13 protein-coding genes and 2 pseudogenes are annotated in these 16,201 nt (G+C 42.9%); 10 read left to right on the top strand and 5 right to left on the bottom strand.

The genetic code is table 11. The features are described 5' to 3' along the window. Positions 1-104: 104 nt before the first annotated feature. The 3 genes and pseudogenes from EQY75_RS09090 to EQY75_RS09080 all read left to right on the top strand — a co-directional run bounded on the left by EQY75_RS09090 (position 105) and on the right by EQY75_RS09080 (position 4,655). Positions 105-2,962: pseudogene (locus EQY75_RS09090) on the top strand (TonB-dependent receptor). Positions 2,963-3,100: 138 nt separating this feature from the next. After that, on the top strand, positions 3,101-3,538 hold the full coding sequence (locus EQY75_RS09085) for a DUF2226 domain-containing protein (protein WP_129605187.1): 438 nt from the start codon (positions 3,101-3,103) through the stop codon (positions 3,536-3,538). Positions 3,539-3,614: 76 nt separating this feature from the next. Then, positions 3,615-4,655, top strand: coding sequence for a quinone-dependent dihydroorotate dehydrogenase (locus EQY75_RS09080; RefSeq protein WP_129605184.1), 1,041 nt, complete (start codon positions 3,615-3,617; stop codon positions 4,653-4,655). On the opposite strand, the gene EQY75_RS09075 is transcribed toward EQY75_RS09080, so the two are convergent. Then, positions 4,652-5,068 carry a Dabb family protein gene (locus tag EQY75_RS09075; RefSeq protein WP_129605181.1) on the bottom strand — a complete coding sequence of 139 codons (417 nt, stop codon included), beginning with the start codon at positions 5,066-5,068 and terminating at the stop codon, positions 4,652-4,654. The genes EQY75_RS09080 and EQY75_RS09075 overlap by 4 nt on opposite strands. Before the next feature lie 63 nt (positions 5,069-5,131). On the opposite strand from EQY75_RS09075, the gene EQY75_RS09070 reads away from it, so the two are divergent. Both EQY75_RS09070 and EQY75_RS09065 read left to right on the top strand, forming a co-directional pair. Next, complete coding sequence (locus tag EQY75_RS09070; RefSeq protein WP_129605178.1) at positions 5,132-5,758, top strand: LysE family translocator; 627 nt, start codon at positions 5,132-5,134, stop codon at positions 5,756-5,758. A 27-nt stretch (positions 5,759-5,785) separates the two neighbouring features. Further along, complete coding sequence (locus EQY75_RS09065; protein WP_129605175.1) at positions 5,786-6,661, top strand: hydroxymethylglutaryl-CoA lyase; 876 nt, start codon at positions 5,786-5,788, stop codon at positions 6,659-6,661. 9 nt (positions 6,662-6,670) lie between these two features. On the opposite strand, the gene EQY75_RS09060 is transcribed toward EQY75_RS09065, so the two are convergent. Then, positions 6,671-8,902, bottom strand: coding sequence for a TonB-dependent receptor family protein (locus tag EQY75_RS09060; protein ID WP_129605172.1), 2,232 nt, complete (start codon positions 8,900-8,902; stop codon positions 6,671-6,673). 230 nt (positions 8,903-9,132) lie between these two features. Between EQY75_RS09060 and guaB the strand changes: the two genes are divergently transcribed. Next, the gene (gene guaB / locus EQY75_RS09055) at positions 9,133-10,605 is read left to right on the top strand and encodes an IMP dehydrogenase (protein ID WP_129605169.1); all 1,473 of its coding nucleotides are present in this window, start codon (positions 9,133-9,135) and stop codon (positions 10,603-10,605) included. A gap of 6 nt (positions 10,606-10,611) precedes the next feature. On the opposite strand, the gene EQY75_RS09050 is transcribed toward guaB, so the two are convergent. Beyond that, positions 10,612-11,145 (bottom strand): thioredoxin family protein, encoded by a 534-nt coding sequence (locus EQY75_RS09050; protein WP_129605167.1) that lies wholly within the window; start codon positions 11,143-11,145, stop codon positions 10,612-10,614. Positions 11,146-11,246: 101 nt separating this feature from the next. After that, positions 11,247-12,488 (bottom strand): diaminopimelate decarboxylase, encoded by a 1,242-nt coding sequence (gene lysA / locus EQY75_RS09045; protein ID WP_129605164.1) that lies wholly within the window; start codon positions 12,486-12,488, stop codon positions 11,247-11,249. Between the two features lie 162 nt (positions 12,489-12,650). On the opposite strand from lysA, the gene EQY75_RS09040 reads away from it, so the two are divergent. The 3 genes and pseudogenes from EQY75_RS09040 to EQY75_RS09030 all read left to right on the top strand — a co-directional run bounded on the left by EQY75_RS09040 (position 12,651) and on the right by EQY75_RS09030 (position 15,152). Continuing rightward, a complete protein-coding gene (locus EQY75_RS09040) occupies positions 12,651-13,289 on the top strand; it encodes an LON peptidase substrate-binding domain-containing protein (RefSeq protein WP_129605161.1) in 639 nt (212 codons plus the stop codon). A gap of 71 nt (positions 13,290-13,360) precedes the next feature. Next, positions 13,361-14,553, top strand: a pseudogene (gene sucC, locus EQY75_RS09035) (ADP-forming succinate--CoA ligase subunit beta). Between the two features lie 263 nt (positions 14,554-14,816). Continuing rightward, the gene (locus EQY75_RS09030; RefSeq protein ID WP_129605158.1) at positions 14,817-15,152 is read left to right on the top strand and encodes a hypothetical protein; all 336 of its coding nucleotides are present in this window, start codon (positions 14,817-14,819) and stop codon (positions 15,150-15,152) included. 24 nt (positions 15,153-15,176) lie between these two features. On the opposite strand, the gene EQY75_RS09025 is transcribed toward EQY75_RS09030, so the two are convergent. Further along, on the bottom strand, positions 15,177-15,533 hold the full coding sequence (locus EQY75_RS09025; protein WP_129605155.1) for a DUF1456 family protein: 357 nt from the start codon (positions 15,531-15,533) through the stop codon (positions 15,177-15,179). 236 nt (positions 15,534-15,769) lie between these two features. Here EQY75_RS09025 and EQY75_RS09020 point away from each other — a divergent pair, with 236 nt between their 5' ends. Continuing rightward, complete coding sequence (locus EQY75_RS09020) at positions 15,770-16,198, top strand: Hsp20/alpha crystallin family protein (RefSeq protein WP_129605153.1); 429 nt, start codon at positions 15,770-15,772, stop codon at positions 16,196-16,198. Positions 16,199-16,201 lie beyond the last annotated feature (3 nt).

Genomic DNA, 16,201 nt, shown 5'->3' with positions numbered 1-16,201 from the left:
CTTCTCGTGTTATAACTAATTGATAATGAAAAATTTGGATAATTTGACGAGGGGAGAGGCTTAAATCACTACCTTATTAATCTAATCACTCAAATACTCAACTTATGAAAAAAGATTTACTATTGCTTGTTTTCCTTTTAGTAGGTTCCGTATCTCTGCTACACTCGCAGATTACGGGAACTGTAAGGGACGAAGACGGAACACCGCTACCAGGTGCCTCTGTAGTAAAAAAGGGGACCCAGGTGGGAACGACTACTGATTTTGACGGCAACTTCAGTATTGATGCAATTATTGGTGACAGACTTATTGTTTCCTATATCGGGTTTCAACCCAAAGAAGTACAGGTCAACAGTACAATTATGACCATTACCCTGGTCTCCGGGGTGGAGTTGTCAGAAGTGGTCATCACCGGCTCAAGAAATCCGAACCGGACGGCTACTGAGAGTACAGTACCCATAGACGTTATCAATGTTAAAGAACTAGCTTCAGCGGCACCTCAGGTGAATTTAAACCAAATCCTGAACTATGTAGCGCCCTCTTTTACATCAAATACTCAAACCATTTCAGACGGAACTGATCACATTGATCCGGCTTCGCTCAGGGGATTGGGTCCTGATCAGGTATTGGTTCTGATAAACGGAAAAAGAAGACATACTTCTTCTCTTATCAATGTCAATGGCACATTCGGTAGAGGAAGTGTGGGGACCGACCTGAATGCGATTCCAACCGCAGCCATTCAGCGTATTGAAGTACTTCGCGATGGAGCAGCTGCCCAGTACGGCTCTGATGCGATTGCCGGGGTAATTAATATCATCCTGAATAAGACGGTTGATGAATTGCTGATCAATGTCACTTCAGGCGCTAATTTCTCCAAAAACGCAAACGATCAAACCGGGGGAGTTGATGGAGCGACTACCAATATAGCAGGGAGTTATGGAATTCCTATGGGTGAAAAAGGAGGTTATTTAACGCTCTCCGGGGATTTTGACGTACGTCAGGAATACAGCAGAATGAAAGAATGGGAAGGCGATGTCTTTAACCTGTACAATACCGTTGAACGTTTTGCACAGGCCGATGGAGCTGATCTTTCTTTATTGCTTGACGATGACGTGACTGACGTGTTGCAATATGCAAATGCCGCCGGAATAGACACTCAGGGAGCGACTACCAAAGCTGAATTGCAGCCCATTCTATCCGCAGACAATACCACTGCCGAATTAGCTGCAAGAGGCCTTGAGCGAAGTGATTTTAATATGAGGGTAGGTCAGTCAGCCTTGCGAGGAGGTCGCTTTTTCGCCAACTTTTCTCTTCCCTTAGACGACAACGGAACTGAGCTCTATTCCTTCGCAGGTCTGAGTTCAAGGACTGGGAATTCAGCCGGATTTTACCGTTTGCCGAATCAAAGCAGAACCTATACACCGGCCTATTTCAATGGCTTCCTTCCTGAAATCAATTCAAACATTAAAGATCAGTCGATTTCTGTTGGAATTAAAGGGATGATCGGAGATTGGAATGTAGACCTGAGCAATACTTATGGGAAGAATTCCTTCCTCTATGTGATAGGCAATACGTATAACGCTTCACTTCAAAATGCTTCCCCAACTACTTTTGACGCGGGGGGCTTTTCATTTTCTCAGAATACCGCCAATTTGGATGTTTCCAAGTTTTACGATGATGTTATGAGCGGTTTAAATGTCGCGTTTGGGTCGGAATACCGACTTGAAACTTATTCCATCGTACCTGGTGAGGAAGCTTCTTATGCGCAGTACACAGCCAATGGAGAAGTAATTAAATTGGCTTCTCAGCAGCCCGCGGTCGATTTTTTTGACAATTCGCGGCCGGGTGGGTCTCAGGTTTTTCCTGGATTTTCTCCCACTAATGCTCTTGCCAGAGAACGGAGTAGTGTAGCTGGCTACCTGGACCTGGAAGCCGATTTTTCAGAGGCTTTCCTCGCCAGTTTTGCTACACGTTATGAGAATTACAGCGACTTTGGTTCAACAATGAATTTTAAATTATCCACCCGGATCAAAGCTTCTGATAATTTGAACATCAGGGGAGCCGTAAATTCTGGTTTCAGGGCTCCATCGCTGCATCAATTGAATTTTAATTCCACCTCGACGATTTTCGATAACCTTGGGAATCCTCAGGAAGTGGGAACCTTTTCAAATGACAGCAAAGCGGCAAGTTTACTGGGTATTCCTGAATTAAAACAGGAAATCTCCAAAAGTGTGAGTTTGGGCCTGACGTCTAAAATTCCTTCGGCAAACTTAACGGTTACCGTAGACGGGTATTTTGTGAAGATCGATGATAGAGTGGTCTATACCGGCCAGTTTTCCGGTCCGGGCACAGGAACCGAACTCGATCTTCTTTTAAGACAGGCCAATGCCACAGCGGCCTCATTTTTCGCCAATGCGATAGACACTGAATCCAAAGGTTTGGATATAGTCGTAACCCACGATGCCTTTTTTGGCGACGGGTGGAGACTAAAGACCGATCTGGCAGGAACCTTTTCCAAAACCAAAAAGGTAGGGGATATCAATGCTTCGCAAGTGTTAAGGGATGCGGGCCTCGTTGATACCTACTTCCCTGAAGACAGTAGGGTATACCTGGAACAGGCCGTTCCAAGGACCAAGGTAAACCTTACTAACAGCCTGTTGTCTGACAAGTGGGTAGTTTTTCTGAGAAATGTATTTTTTGGCGAGGTTACAGAAGCGACAACAACTGTAGCAAATCAACAGGACTTTGGCACTAAAATAGTGACAGATCTTTCAGTGGGTTATAAAGCGTCCAGTGAGTTGACCCTGACCATAGGGGCAAACAATATTTTAGATGTGTATCCTGACCGCGCCGATCCGGCATTCGGAAACCGTAGCGGTGGAAGATTTGATTGGTCAAGAAGGTCACAACAGTTTGGTATAGCAGGTAGATTTTGTTCGCCCGACTGAGTTTTTCTTTGAAGTAAGCAAAGGATTTCAAAAAGGAAAGGGCCTTCTTTAGAGAGGGCCTTTTTATTTTTAGGTCGGGAGAGATACTAATTTTATGATATTCCTGTTTAACAACTAAACAGCTGGATTGAAGAATATAAATTGAAGAATATAATATGAGAAAGATATTGTCAAGCTTGGTTTTTATTGCCCTGGGAGCTTTGCTACAGGCACAGGAAAGAGATTGTATGCTGGGGTTGGGAGGGAGTAATACAGAGACTATCATCCAGGTTTTTCAATTAAACGAAGATCAAATCGGGAAGTTGAAAGAATGGCAGGCCGAATTATCGTTGACCAACAAGGTCTATCAGGAAGATATCCGGATACTCTTTGATACCCATCCACAAAGTTCGACCAAGGAATTAGAAGAACTGGCCAACAAATACAGAGTTTTAAAAGATCAGATCCTGTTAAACGCGAGAGCCTACGATATCAAAATGTTGAAACTCTTCAATCCAAAACAATACGAGCGATACATAGAATTGTGTGCCAGTGCAGATAGAATCCCTTATAAAGTTGTTCCCCAACCTTTCCCTGTAAAGGGTCCGGAATAATACAATCCAATATTTTAGGTCTCAAGGGGGCATTTATGGTCCCTGAAGTTTGTATTTTTGCCATTCAAAAGGCCTTATGTACCGCTACTTTATCAGACCCTTACTTTTTTTATTCGACCCTGAAAAAGTTCATCATTTCTCCTTTGTTTCCATAAAATGGTTCAGTGCACTGGGATTATCGGGATTATTCAGGCAATTATACGTCATGGATCATCCTCGCTTAGAAAGGGAGGTCTTTGGTTTGAAATTTAAAAATCCCGTAGGCCTTGCGGCAGGCTTTGATAAAAACGCGGTCCTGTACAATGAGCTATCCAACTTTGGATTTGGTTTTGTTGAAATTGGCACCCTTACGCCTAAGCCTCAGGAAGGTAATCCTAAGAAAAGACTTTTCAGATTAAAAAAAGACCAGGCGATTATCAATAGAATGGGCTTCAACAATGAAGGAGTTGAAGCTGCCGTAGAACGCCTGAAAAAGGAACATAATGTTTTGATTGGGGGGAACATCGGGAAAAATAAAATCACACCAAACGAAAAGGCTGCAGAAGATTATCTCAGCTGTTTCAGATCGCTATTCCCCTATGTTGATTATTTTGTGGTTAATGTGAGCTCTCCCAACACGCCGGGATTGCGAGAACTGCAGGAGAAGGCGCCATTGACTGCATTACTGAAGGCACTTCAAGAAGAAAATAGTAAACTAGCCAGGGCACAGAATATTAAAAAGCGTCCAATTTTATTGAAAATAGCCCCGGATCTGAGCGATGCACAGTTGCTCGATATCATTGAAATAGTAAGAGATACCGCTACAGATGGGGTAATTGCTACGAATACCACCATCGACAGGCGGGGGTTACAATCTGATGCAGAGCTGTTAAAAGAGACTGGCGGTCTCAGCGGAAAACCGTTGAGAAACAGAAGTACTCAGGTCATCAGCTTCCTTCATAAAGAAAGCAAAGGTGCTTTCCCTATTATCGGGGTTGGTGGAATCCATTCTCCCCAAGATGCATTGGAGAAACTAGATGCCGGAGCAAGCCTAATTCAGTTATGGACGGGCTTTGTCTACGAGGGTCCTGCCTTGGTAAAAAGAATCAATAAAGCAATATTGTTAAATACGGCTTAGTGAGTCCAATAGTCCACTACAAGTACATCCTCTAATACAGGCCCTAAAACTTCTCCGAAGGCCTTGTGATGAGGGTTCGGAAGATAAGAATCCCTGTCTTCAGTGCTGTTGAACGTCAGGAAAAAACAATGGGTGTAACCTTTGTCCAGCCCTTCAGGACTATTATTCACGCCCCATTCCAGAGATACAATTTGGGGTATTTTGGATTTCAGTTCAACGAATGACTCTTGAACTCTCTTTATATCCTTTTCGCTGCTCTGGGCCTTGAATTTTAGCAAAACCACATGACGCAGGACGCTGTCCTTCACTAATTCATTGGATAAAGGAAGATTTGGTTTACTCATGGCTGAGTTTTTGAAGTTGAAGGTATTTAAACAGAGGACAAAAGCAATAACTCCTAATAGAAATTTCATGGGATAATTTTTTGTAATATATAAAAATGTACGTTTGTTTGAACTACAATATTAGTAGAGGAGATGAATTACGAGATATTATGGGCATTTGCTCTGGCAACAGCTTCTCTGGCCATTTTTCCTGGCCCTGATAATATTTACGTGCTTACGCAAAGTATTGTAAATGGAAAAAAATACGGGTTGGCTACTACTGCCGGCCTTATCTCGGGATGCCTGGTCCATACTACCTTGCTGGCTTTTGGTATTTCGGCTATTATCAGTCTGAATCCCATGTTATTTTATACCATCAAGTTGTTGGGGGCTCTCTATTTGTTCTATCTGGCGTTCAGAGTTTGGCGAGCTTCCGCAGAATTGAGAATCGACCTCAATCAAAGTCCGAAAAAATCGCTGGGACAATTGTTCAGGCAGGGATTTATTATGAACGTGCTCAATCCAAAAGTCACCATTTTTTTCCTGGCTTTTTTTCCCGGTTTTCTCTTCAGCACATTTCTGAACACGACTATACAATTCTATGTCCTCGGCTTTCTTTTTATGTTGATATCATTCCTCGTTTTTTCACTTATAGCACTGCTGGCAGGTTCAATTTCGGGATACCTTCAAACACATCCTAAAGCCCCATGGGTCTTAAAATGGCTGCAAATATTAGTATTCACCGGGATTGGTCTTTACCTGTTATTATCGTATAAATAATGGTAATTTTGAAGAATACATCCCGAAATGGAAAGCGCTATTGAAAAGGTGAAGATCATTGAGTGTCCCCGCGATGCCATGCAGGGGATCAAAGACTTTATCCCTACCCGGGAGAAGATCAAATACATCCAGGCCTTGCTGGGATGTGGTTTTCACACGATCGACTTTGGCAGTTTTGTCTCTCCCAAAGCGATTCCTCAGATGGCAGATACGTCTGAGGTGCTCGAGGGGCTTAAGCTAGATGGGACTTCCTCAAAATTACTGTCCATTGTAGCTAATGTCAGGGGGGCTCAGGATGCTTCAAATTTTGAAACTATTGATTATCTGGGCTATCCCTTTTCTATTTCGGAGAATTTCCAAATGCGAAACACACATAAAACCATTGCCCAGTCTACTGAGATTCTGAAAGAGATACTTGAGATCGCCTCAAATCACGATAAGGAAGTAGTGGTCTATATATCTATGGGCTTCGGAAATCCCTATGGTGATCCCTGGGATGTAGATATAGTTGCCGAATGGACCGAGAAACTTATTACCATGGGGGTGAATATTTTATCGCTATCAGATACTGTTGGAACTTCCACACCTGAAAACATTACCTATCTCTTTTCCCATTTAATTCCGGCATACCCGGCGGTTGAATTCGGAGCTCATTTACATACGACACCCAACCGTTGGCACGAGAAAATTGATGCAGCGTATAAGGCCGGATGCCGCAGATATGATGGTGCAATTCAAGGTTTTGGCGGATGTCCTATGGCGAAGGATGAGCTCACGGGAAATATGCCCACAGAAAAAATGATGTCTTATTTTACAGCTGTAAAAGCCCTAACCGGGGTGAGCTGGACCGCCTTTGAAGCGGCCCATAATCGCGCTACCCAATTATTCTCAGAATACCATTAGTTACGTAAGTTAGTACTGTAATCTCACCCCTAAATATGCTCCAAAGGGGTGCCCGGGCCTAAGACCTGCAGGTACTCTGGAAACCGCGTATTCTTCGTCTAGAATATTGATCGCGTTGAGGGTGATACTTGCGTTTGGATTGATGTGATATGCACCTGCCAAATCCAAAATAAAATTGGATGGAACTTTTTCTCCCTCCGGAATAGCACCTTGCCCGGCGAGGGTTCTGAATTCACCATTGTATCGGCCGCTTAAATTCACGTTAAACTTTTCGTGTTCAAGGGAAAGAATGGTATTGAATTGGTGCTTGGAGATATAGGGTAATTCATCTCCTACGACGACTTCCCCCCAGATATCTTCTGCACTGTCGAAATTGCTTTGGAACTCTGTATCCGTATAGGTATAGGAAAATGTCAATGGCAGTTTAAAAGAACTCTCCGCGGGTAAAAAATCGTAATTCAAAAGAATTTCCAAGCCCTGTACATTGACTTCCCCGGCATTGAATTGTTCCAGACTTCCGGTTCCACCGGTGGCGGCAAGGTCACTACCCAATAAGTTACTGTAATCATTAAAGAAGCCCACGATCTCACCAGAGATTCCGCCCAGGGTGAACCGGGATCCTAATTCAAAATTGATGCTTTTTTCAGCTTGCTCATCCTCCCGACTTGTAGGAGGCGAAAATCCTTTGTGGATGCCTCCGAAAACGGATATGTTGTTAAAATTATAGTTAAAGCCCATCCCTGGAATCCATACGTCAGTCCGGTTTTCCCTGGTCGATAGCTCTGTACCTTCTCTGTTAACGTCATTAGAACCAAAGTCGGCCCTTCCCAGAGTAATATTTTCATATCTCAATCCGGGCGTCAGAGTTAAATTCTTGTATTTGAATTTATAGAGGGCAAAAGACGCAAAGGCAGTTGCATCACTGATCCTGTTGGCATCTGTTCCACGGGTAGCTGCTGTTGTACGGAGCATATTGCCCTCATTGATACTATAGCCGTCAACCCATTGAAAACGGTCTTCCTCATCGAAGTGATATCGAAGTCCGATCTCCAGATCGTGGAAGGTGTTTTCTCCTGACCAATGGTAGTCCAGTTTGGTTTGCAGGCCTTTGGATGTATACGCTCTGTTATTTGCCTTTACCAATAAGGCATCATCCGGACTGTTTACTGCACCGGTGATTACATCAAAGTACTCTGAATTTCCGGCAGGATCTGCCAAAATCCCGGAAATACCTCTTCGGTCTCCGTTTAAGGTAACGGCATCGAGTTTGTACCAATTCCTATTGAATCCATTGTAATAAGCATTGGTAGTGATGTGAAAGTTATCACTGAATGCCAGAATATGTGTAATTAAAAACTGTTTGTGGTCATTGACCATCACGTCTTCCTGGCCACTTGCGTATCTCCTGAAGGGAGTTGCTTCGAAATCTTCTTCGGATAGGCCTAAATAAGTTTCATTGGAGGTTTCATCCGAATACTGGAATTTGAATTCCAGTACTTGTTGAAGAGATGCGGATTCTGAAGTGTTGACCCTGAATTTAGCCACCAGATCATTCTTGTCGAAACCTGTATTCCCACCGTTGTCCAGATCTTTAAACCCATCAGAATTAAAGTTGAGATATTCAACCATGTATCCGAAGCGTTCTTTGGAGTCCCCAATTTTGGCATGTAGACGGCCGCTGTTGTAATTTCCGTATGAGGCAGCTAAAAAAGCACTGAAATCGTCCGGTATTTCTGTGGAAAGCATATTAATGGCTCCCCCCGTAGTAAAGGGGCCATATTGCACCTGACTGCTCCCTTTGAGGATCTCTACGGCCTGCATGCGGGCAACAGAAGGGAAATAATATGCGGCAGGGGCACTGTAAGGGGCCGGGGCAATCAATATTCCATCCTCCATCAGCGTAATTTTAGCACTCCTTTCAGGGGAAGTTCCTCTGAGGCTGATATTGGGACGAAGCCCGAAACCGTCTTCTTCGTATATTGATACTCCGGGAACAGAGCGCAATACGCGATTAATATCTGTATAATTGAAAGTTTCCAATTCCTGTGGTGAAATGTAATAGGCCGATCCGGTTCTGTTCTTGGCCTGGTATTTACTGCCGAGAATAACGTTGGCAGACAGTACTACTTCATCCAGCTGTATAAGGCTGGTATCCTTAACCCTTAGCAGGGAGTCCTTAGATTGCGCATGGAGGAAACATCCTGTAAACAGGGCAACAAAGAGAAAAATCTTCTGGTTCATCTTAATTAGACTAATTAAAAATAATTCGTGTTGAGTGGGCAAAATTAGAAACAATATTTGAAATTAAAAAACCTATTTAGATTATTTCTAAATAAAAAATACATGAAGTTTTCTCTATCAAACAGTTAGGTCAAAACGGTTTGTTTACCGGAGACATATAATCCTCTCAGTATAGGATGCAGACCGTAAAAAATAATGCGTATATTTGCCCGCAATTAATCCCTAATTGCATGGAAGCCCACCTCAATAAAATTCTTGGAGAAGGTCTCACTTATGACGACGTACTCTTAGTTCCCGCCTTTTCTGAAGTTCTGCCTCGTGACGTCAATATACAGACGAAGTTCACCAGGAATATTACCATCAATATCCCGATAGTTTCAGCAGCCATGGATACTGTAACAGAATCCAAAATGGCAATTGCAATGGCACGGGAGGGAGGTATTGGAGTTCTGCACAAGAATATGAGTATTGCCGATCAGGCTGTGAAGATCAGAAAAGTAAAGCGGGCAGAAAGCGGTATGATCCTAGACCCGGTGACTCTACCTAAGGATGCTTTGGTGAAGGATGCCAAGGCAAACATGAGGGAACACAGCATTGGGGGAATTCCGATTGTAGATCAGGATCAGAAGCTTATAGGCATAGTTACCAACAGGGACCTTCGTTTTGAAAAAAATAACGAAAGACCAATTTCAGAGGTAATGACCTATAAAAACCTGGTAACCGTTGCCGAGGGGACCTCATTAGATCAGGCTGAGGACATACTACAGGCTAATAAGATTGAAAAATTACCTGTGATCAACAAGGACAACAAACTGGTGGGATTAATCACCTTTAGGGATATCACTAAACTCACCCAAAAACCCATTGCGAACAAAGATCAATACGGCAGACTTAGGGTTGCCGCGGCCATTGGGGTCACAGCAGATGCTCTGGAGCGTACCGCTGCTCTTGTTAAATCGGGAGTGGATGCAGTTGTTATCGATACCGCTCACGGGCATTCCAAAGGAGTGATTAAGGTATTAAAAGAAGTGAAGGCAAAGTTTCCAAGCCTGGATGTGATCGTAGGAAACATTGCCACCGGAGATGCAGCAAAATATCTGGTTGAAGCCGGAGCAGATGCGGTAAAAGTGGGAATAGGTCCGGGGTCAATTTGTACCACAAGGATTATTGCCGGTGTTGGCTTTCCGCAATTTTCTGCAGTACTTGAAGTTGCTGCTGCTATAAAGGGGAGCGGCGTGCCGGTCATTGCTGACGGAGGTATCCGATATACAGGTGACATTCCCAAGGCCCTGGCCGCTGGAGCAGATACTGTGATGCTGGGATCACTACTCGCCGGAACCAAGGAATCTCCTGGAGAAACGATCATTTACGAGGGCCGGAAATTTAAGTCGTACAGGGGGATGGGGTCAGTTGAGGCGATGAAACAAGGCAGCAAGGACCGATACTTTCAGGACGTGGAAGACGATATTAAAAAATTAGTCCCGGAAGGAATTGTTGGAAGGGTCCCTTACAAAGGCGATCTCTTCGAGAGCATCCACCAGTTTGTAGGCGGGCTAAGAGCCGGGATGGGTTACTGTGGAGCAAAAGACATTGCAGCCTTGCAGGACAAGGGCAAGTTTGTGAAAATAACCAGTAGTGGTATCACGGAGAGTCATCCTCATCATGTGACGATAACTAAGGAATCTCCTAATTACAGCAGGTAATAAAGCTTATTTGCTTTGTCCGCTATACGTTTTCCAATCTAATTCTTTATAGATGTCTTCTCCAAAGTACCGCGCAATATTTAGAAAGGGTCCGGGCTTTTGGTAGCCTGGGACAGGGGAAAGCATATTGAGCTCTTCATCCAGAAAGACAACAGTGGGATAGCTTAATCTTCCCTTAAGCAAAGCTGCGGCAAATTGGTGGTATCCCCTTCTTCCTGAAGGCACATAAGTATACGTCTTTCCTTTGAATTCTATAGGTTCCTTTCCTTCGCCATCCATTTTTACCATATAAAAATTCTCATTCATATACGCGGCTACCTGTGGATTTTGAAAGGTGTCCTTATCCATTCGTTTGCACCATCCACACCAGTCGGTATACACATCGATAAAAACCTTTTTGGGATTGGTATCGGTCCTGGCCAGTTCGGTAGCTTCCTGCCAGCTTAACCATTCTACCTGCTGAGCACTTAATTTATGTACGTTACTTCCCAGGAAGAAGAGCAGGGTAAATATAAAAAGGGAGATGTATTTCTTTTTCATAGGTGATACTTTTCACAAATAGTCGTATTTCTTTCATTAAAATAACGAATTTGTAGCTCCTTTATTTTAATTCAGAGCTGGAAAGCCCATGGAGTCAGACATCACTTGGCGATAACTTGATCTGCCCTGGGCTGAAAAAGACCCGAGTGGTCCACCTGATTTCTCACGATATCCTCAAAAGTTTCCCTCGCCCTGATTAGATGCGAATGCCCTTTGTACCATAATACTTCGGCCGGGCGGTACCTCGAATTATAATTACTGGCCATGGTAAAACAGTAGGCTCCTGCGTTTCTAAAACACAAGAGATCTCCCTCTGTAATTTCACTGATTCTTCGGTTATTGGCAAAAGTATCTGTTTCACAAATATATCCCACAACTGAATAATACCTTTCCCTGCCTTCGGGATTGGATATATTGACAATCTCGTGGGAAGCCCCGTAGAGCATCGGACGGATAAAGTGGTTAAATCCGGAGTCTACACTGGCAAAAACAGTTGATGTGGTTTGCTTTACTACATTCACTCTCGCGAGGAATGATCCTGCTTCACTGACAAGGAATTTACCCGGCTCAAAGGCGAGCGTAAGGTCCCTGCCGTATTCCTTGCAAAATTCTTTAAATCTTCCTCCGAGCTTCTGTCCTAATTCTTCGATATTGGTTTGTATGTCACCTTCTTTATAAGGGACTTTAAAGCCACTCCCAAAATCAATAAATTCCAGGTCCGTGAAATTCCTTGCGGTTTCAAAAAGAATTTCTGAGGCATATAGAAAGACATCAATGTCAAGAATATCACTTCCGGTATGCATGTGAATCCCATTGATATTCATTTTGGTCAATTCTACAATCCTCAACAGATGCGGAATCTGATGGATGCTGATCCCGAATTTCGAATCGATATGACCTACCGATATTTTTGAATTACCGCCCGCCATGACGTGCGGATTGATTCTGATACAAACTGGCACATGGGGGTGCTTTGTCCCAAACTGCTCCAGAATAGACAAGTTGTCAATATTGATACGAACTCCAAGTTGTGTTGCCTCTTCGATCTCCTCCAGGGAGACACCGTTTGGGGTGTAGATGATGTCTTCTGGTGCAAAACCCGCGAGTAAGCCTAATTGAACCTCTTGGATAGACACAGTATCGAGTCCACTCCCAAGACTGTTCATCAATCTCAATACACTAATGTTTGACAAAGCCTTGGCTGCGTAGTTCAATTTTAAATTGGGAACATCGGAAAAGGCGTTGGAAAGTCTGTTGAACTGTGAAATGATCTTATCAGCGTTATAAACGTAAACAGGGGCACCGTATTCTTCAGCAATGGCAATGAGATCTGTATTCTTCATAAAAGCGTGTTTGAGGTAAAACTACTCTACTTCAATGCATCACACAAAAATAAATCAGTTTAATTAGAAAAATACAACAAAAAGTTATATTTGAAACAATAATCTCTCCGCTTTCTGCTTGCTACGGAGCATTGCACTTTGTATTTTTACGAAAATACATCCGTGAAACTACCTTTTTTTCCATTACAGACCGTCTTTTTTCCAGGGGAAACGGTACCCCTGCACATTTTTGAGGAACGCTACAAAGAGCTGATACACGATTGCAGAAAGGAAGCCATCACCTTTGGTATACCTGTATATATAAATGACAGGATCATCTATGGCACGGAAGTGCAATTGGTAGAGGTTGTTACCACCTACGAAAACGGTTCTATGGATATCACCTGTGTGGCGAGACAAGTCTTCCAGGTCATGACTTTCGATAATGAAATGGAGGGAAAATTATACGCAGGGGGTATTGTCAAGTTTCTCGAAGCGATCAATGACGGGGATATAGAAGCCAAGAAAGTTGTCCTGGACGGTATACAGGAACTCTATGATTTGATGGGTGTCCCTTTTGAAAGAATTCCGCCTGAGAAGTTTAATCCTTACATGCTGGCGCATAAGATGGGGCTCTCTTTTGAACAGGAACACGAATTGTTACAAATTACCAGAGAGAGTGAAAGACTTGCCTATCTAAAAAAGCATCTCGATCAGACCATAAAGGTTTTAAGGCAAGTAGACCGCACCAAGGCATTAATAGAAATGAACGGGCATTTTCGGAATTTTGATCCTCTCGATTTTAAAGACTTTAAAGTATAAGAAGCGGATATTTAAATATGTTAACTCCGCATTCTTTCCTATTTTTGCAATCAACTCACTAAAATAACCTTATGAATCTTCACGAATACCAGGGAAAGGAAATATTAGCCAGCTTCGGCGTACGCATTCAAAGAGGAATTGTAGCGCATAATGCGAAAGAAGCAGTAGATGCAGCCAAGCAGTTGACACAGGAAACCGGAACTTCCTGGCATGTCATAAAAGCCCAGGTCCACGCAGGAGGAAGAGGTAAAGGTGGTGGAGTTAAACTGGCCAAAAACCTCAAGGAAGTTGAAGAGATCGCCGGAAATATCATAGGGATGAATCTGGTAACGCCACAGACTTCTGCCGAAGGAAAAAAGGTGCACCAGGTGCTGGTTGCCGAAGACGTATACTACCCCGGGGATAGTGAAACCAGCGAGTTTTACGTTTCTGTTCTACTCAACAGAGCAAAAGGGCGTAACATGATTATGTATTCTACCGAAGGTGGATGGATATTGAAGAAGTGGCCGAGAAAACGCCGCACTTGATTTTCCATGAGGAAGTTGATCCTTCCACAGGCCTGCTCCCATTCCAGGCTCGAAAAATTGCCTTTAACCTTGGACTATCAGGGACGGCCTTCAAGGAAATGACAAAATTTATTTCTTCGCTATACAAGGCTTATGAGCAGAGCGATGCGAGTTTGTTCGAAATCAATCCTGTTTTAAAGACCTCAGATGACAAGATCATGGCAGTTGATGCCAAAGTGTCCATCGATGACAATGCCCTATTCAGAAGAAAACAATACGCAGAAATGCGAGATTTGAGGGAGGAAAATCCAATAGAGGTTGAGGCAAGAGCCGTGGGATTAAACTACGTCGATCTCGATGGTAATGTAGGATGTATGGTCAATGGGGCCGGTCTGGCGATGGCGACCATGGACCTGATAAAAATGGCCGGAGGTGAACCTGCTAATTTCCTGGACGTTGGCGGAACTGCAGATGCCAAAAGGGTAGAAGAAGCTTTCAGGATCATCCTCAAAGATCCCAATGTCAAAGCAATTCTCATCAATATCTTTGGTGGGATCGTACGTTGTGATCGTGTAGCACAGGGAGTGGTGGATGCCTATAAGAACATGGGCGATGCCATTAAGGTTCCAATCATTGTAAGACTTCAGGGAACTAACGCAGAACTGGCTAAAGAGATTATTGACAATTCCGGATTGGCGGTACATTCTGCCGTTCAATTCCAGGAAGCTGCTGACAAGGTGAAAGAGGTCTTGGCTTAATATTCCTCATAAATAAAAAGTATCAAAGGAGATGTAATCAATTCATCTCCTTTTTTTATACGCATTTTGGAATCATAAAAAGACGAATAGACATCAGGTCACACTTCTGAGCTGGCAATTTCCAAACGCTGCTTTATTTAACATCTTAGGGATAAAGTTGCTTAAAAATATGTTAATCCTTCAAATAATTGTAACATCCTTAAAAGACAATCGTCTTTTATAACAAATCATCAATCTAATTATTAATCAAAAAACAAACAATCATGAGAAAATTACCTGTATTGCTCGTAGCGGCTTTCCTATTTACAGCCGGGACTCTTTTTGCAAATGATTCCGAATCTACAGACCCTAAGAAAGATCTCGCCATCCAGATCGGAGATCTTTTGGAAGACAACACTTTTGTGTTAAAGGAAAATGACCTGACGGCACAAGTCTTGTTTACTTTAAACCACAAAAACGAGATCGTAGTGATCTCAGTGGACACTGACAATGAGGTCTTGGAGCGATTTGTAAAGAGCCGACTTAATTACAAGGTCGTAGAGGTGCCTGTTTCTAAAGAGGGAACAATGTTTACAGTACCTGTGAGAATTACAGGATGAATACTGAAGTTATCTTAAAGGGCCCTAGGGATTCTTAGGGCCTTTTTTATTTTTATACGAGACAGATCCCAGACCTGTATACTTGCTTTTTCTCTGTCTCGAAGCTCCTTTGGTTTTTTCGGCAGATGTTAAATCTACCTTTGCTTTTGATTTGCCGGACGCTTCTTTAGGTCCGCGTAAGTGTATCACCAGGCCATTGAGAAAATTCCTCAAAACCTGATCTCCGCATTCCTTGTATTTCGGATGTCCTTCCTTTCTGCAAAAGGCACCAATTTCACTCTTGGAGATACGGAAATCCACAAGAGCCAGAATGTCGACAATCTCATCATCCCTCAATTGCAGCGCTACCCGTAACTTTTTTAATATATCGTTATTCGTCATTGAAATGTCATTTCAGGCAAGGTATTAGAAAAGTCTAACTTAGACACTCCTTTCTTTCATTTTCTGAAATTCTTCTCGCATACATGGTGATTCGTTCCAATTCTCTACTTAACAATACATGCCATAAAGGCAGGTATTCATTGATCTAATATGCCAAAAAGACATATAATTACACTTGGTACATCCTTTGTTCTCTTTGGGTAGATAAAGAAAGTTTAACCTAAATTTTAAGAGATATGAGTATTATAACCCGCAACAACAGTATGTTTCCATCGCTGATGAACGAATTCCTAAGGCCAGATTGGCTGGGTGGAAGTGAAAACTTTGTATCTACGCTTCCGGCAGTAAACATCAAGGAAGACGATATGGGATTCAATCTCGAATTAGCCATCCCGGGAATGAATAAAAACGATTTCGACGTAGAAGTCGATAAGGATGTACTTACCATTTCAATGGAAAAGAAAACTGAAGATGAAAAGACGGAAGAGAATTATACAAGAAGGGAATTTTCTTACTCGTCTTTTAAAAGATCTTTTACCTTGCCAGATACTGTAAACAGTGATAACATCAAGGCAAAATACAACGAGGGCATTCTGTCGCTTCACCTTCCTAAGAAGGAAGAGGCATTGCCAAAGCCAAAACGGATGATAGAAATTGGCAAGTAAGAT

The organism is Muriicola soli (assembly GCF_004139715.1).
In the GTDB taxonomy this organism is placed as follows: domain Bacteria; phylum Bacteroidota; class Bacteroidia; order Flavobacteriales; family Flavobacteriaceae; genus Muriicola; species Muriicola soli.
Note: the sequence above shows the minus strand (reverse complement) of the source record. Positions and strands in the feature narration are given on the sequence as shown.

Excerpts from the sequence above, each read along its gene's own strand:
- EQY75_RS09025 (WP_129605155.1), bottom strand. The coding sequence starts at position 15,533 with ATGACGAATAACGATATATTAAAAAAGTTACGGGTAGCGCTGCAATTG.
- EQY75_RS09020 (WP_129605153.1), top strand. The coding sequence starts at position 15,770 with ATGAGTATTATAACCCGCAACAACAGTATGTTTCCATCGCTGATGAAC.
- EQY75_RS09050 (WP_129605167.1), bottom strand. The coding sequence starts at position 11,145 with ATGAAAAAGAAATACATCTCCCTTTTTATATTTACCCTGCTCTTCTTC.
- EQY75_RS09030 (WP_129605158.1), top strand. The coding sequence starts at position 14,817 with ATGAGAAAATTACCTGTATTGCTCGTAGCGGCTTTCCTATTTACAGCC.
- guaB (WP_129605169.1), top strand. The coding sequence starts at position 9,133 with ATGGAAGCCCACCTCAATAAAATTCTTGGAGAAGGTCTCACTTATGAC.
- EQY75_RS09070 (WP_129605178.1), top strand. The coding sequence starts at position 5,132 with ATGAATTACGAGATATTATGGGCATTTGCTCTGGCAACAGCTTCTCTG.
- EQY75_RS09075 (WP_129605181.1), bottom strand. The coding sequence starts at position 5,068 with ATGAAATTTCTATTAGGAGTTATTGCTTTTGTCCTCTGTTTAAATACC.
- EQY75_RS09085 (WP_129605187.1), top strand. The coding sequence starts at position 3,101 with ATGAGAAAGATATTGTCAAGCTTGGTTTTTATTGCCCTGGGAGCTTTG.
- lysA (WP_129605164.1), bottom strand. The coding sequence starts at position 12,488 with ATGAAGAATACAGATCTCATTGCCATTGCTGAAGAATACGGTGCCCCT.
- EQY75_RS09065 (WP_129605175.1), top strand. The coding sequence starts at position 5,786 with ATGGAAAGCGCTATTGAAAAGGTGAAGATCATTGAGTGTCCCCGCGAT.
- EQY75_RS09060 (WP_129605172.1), bottom strand. The coding sequence starts at position 8,902 with ATGAACCAGAAGATTTTTCTCTTTGTTGCCCTGTTTACAGGATGTTTC.
- EQY75_RS09080 (WP_129605184.1), top strand. The coding sequence starts at position 3,615 with ATGTACCGCTACTTTATCAGACCCTTACTTTTTTTATTCGACCCTGAA.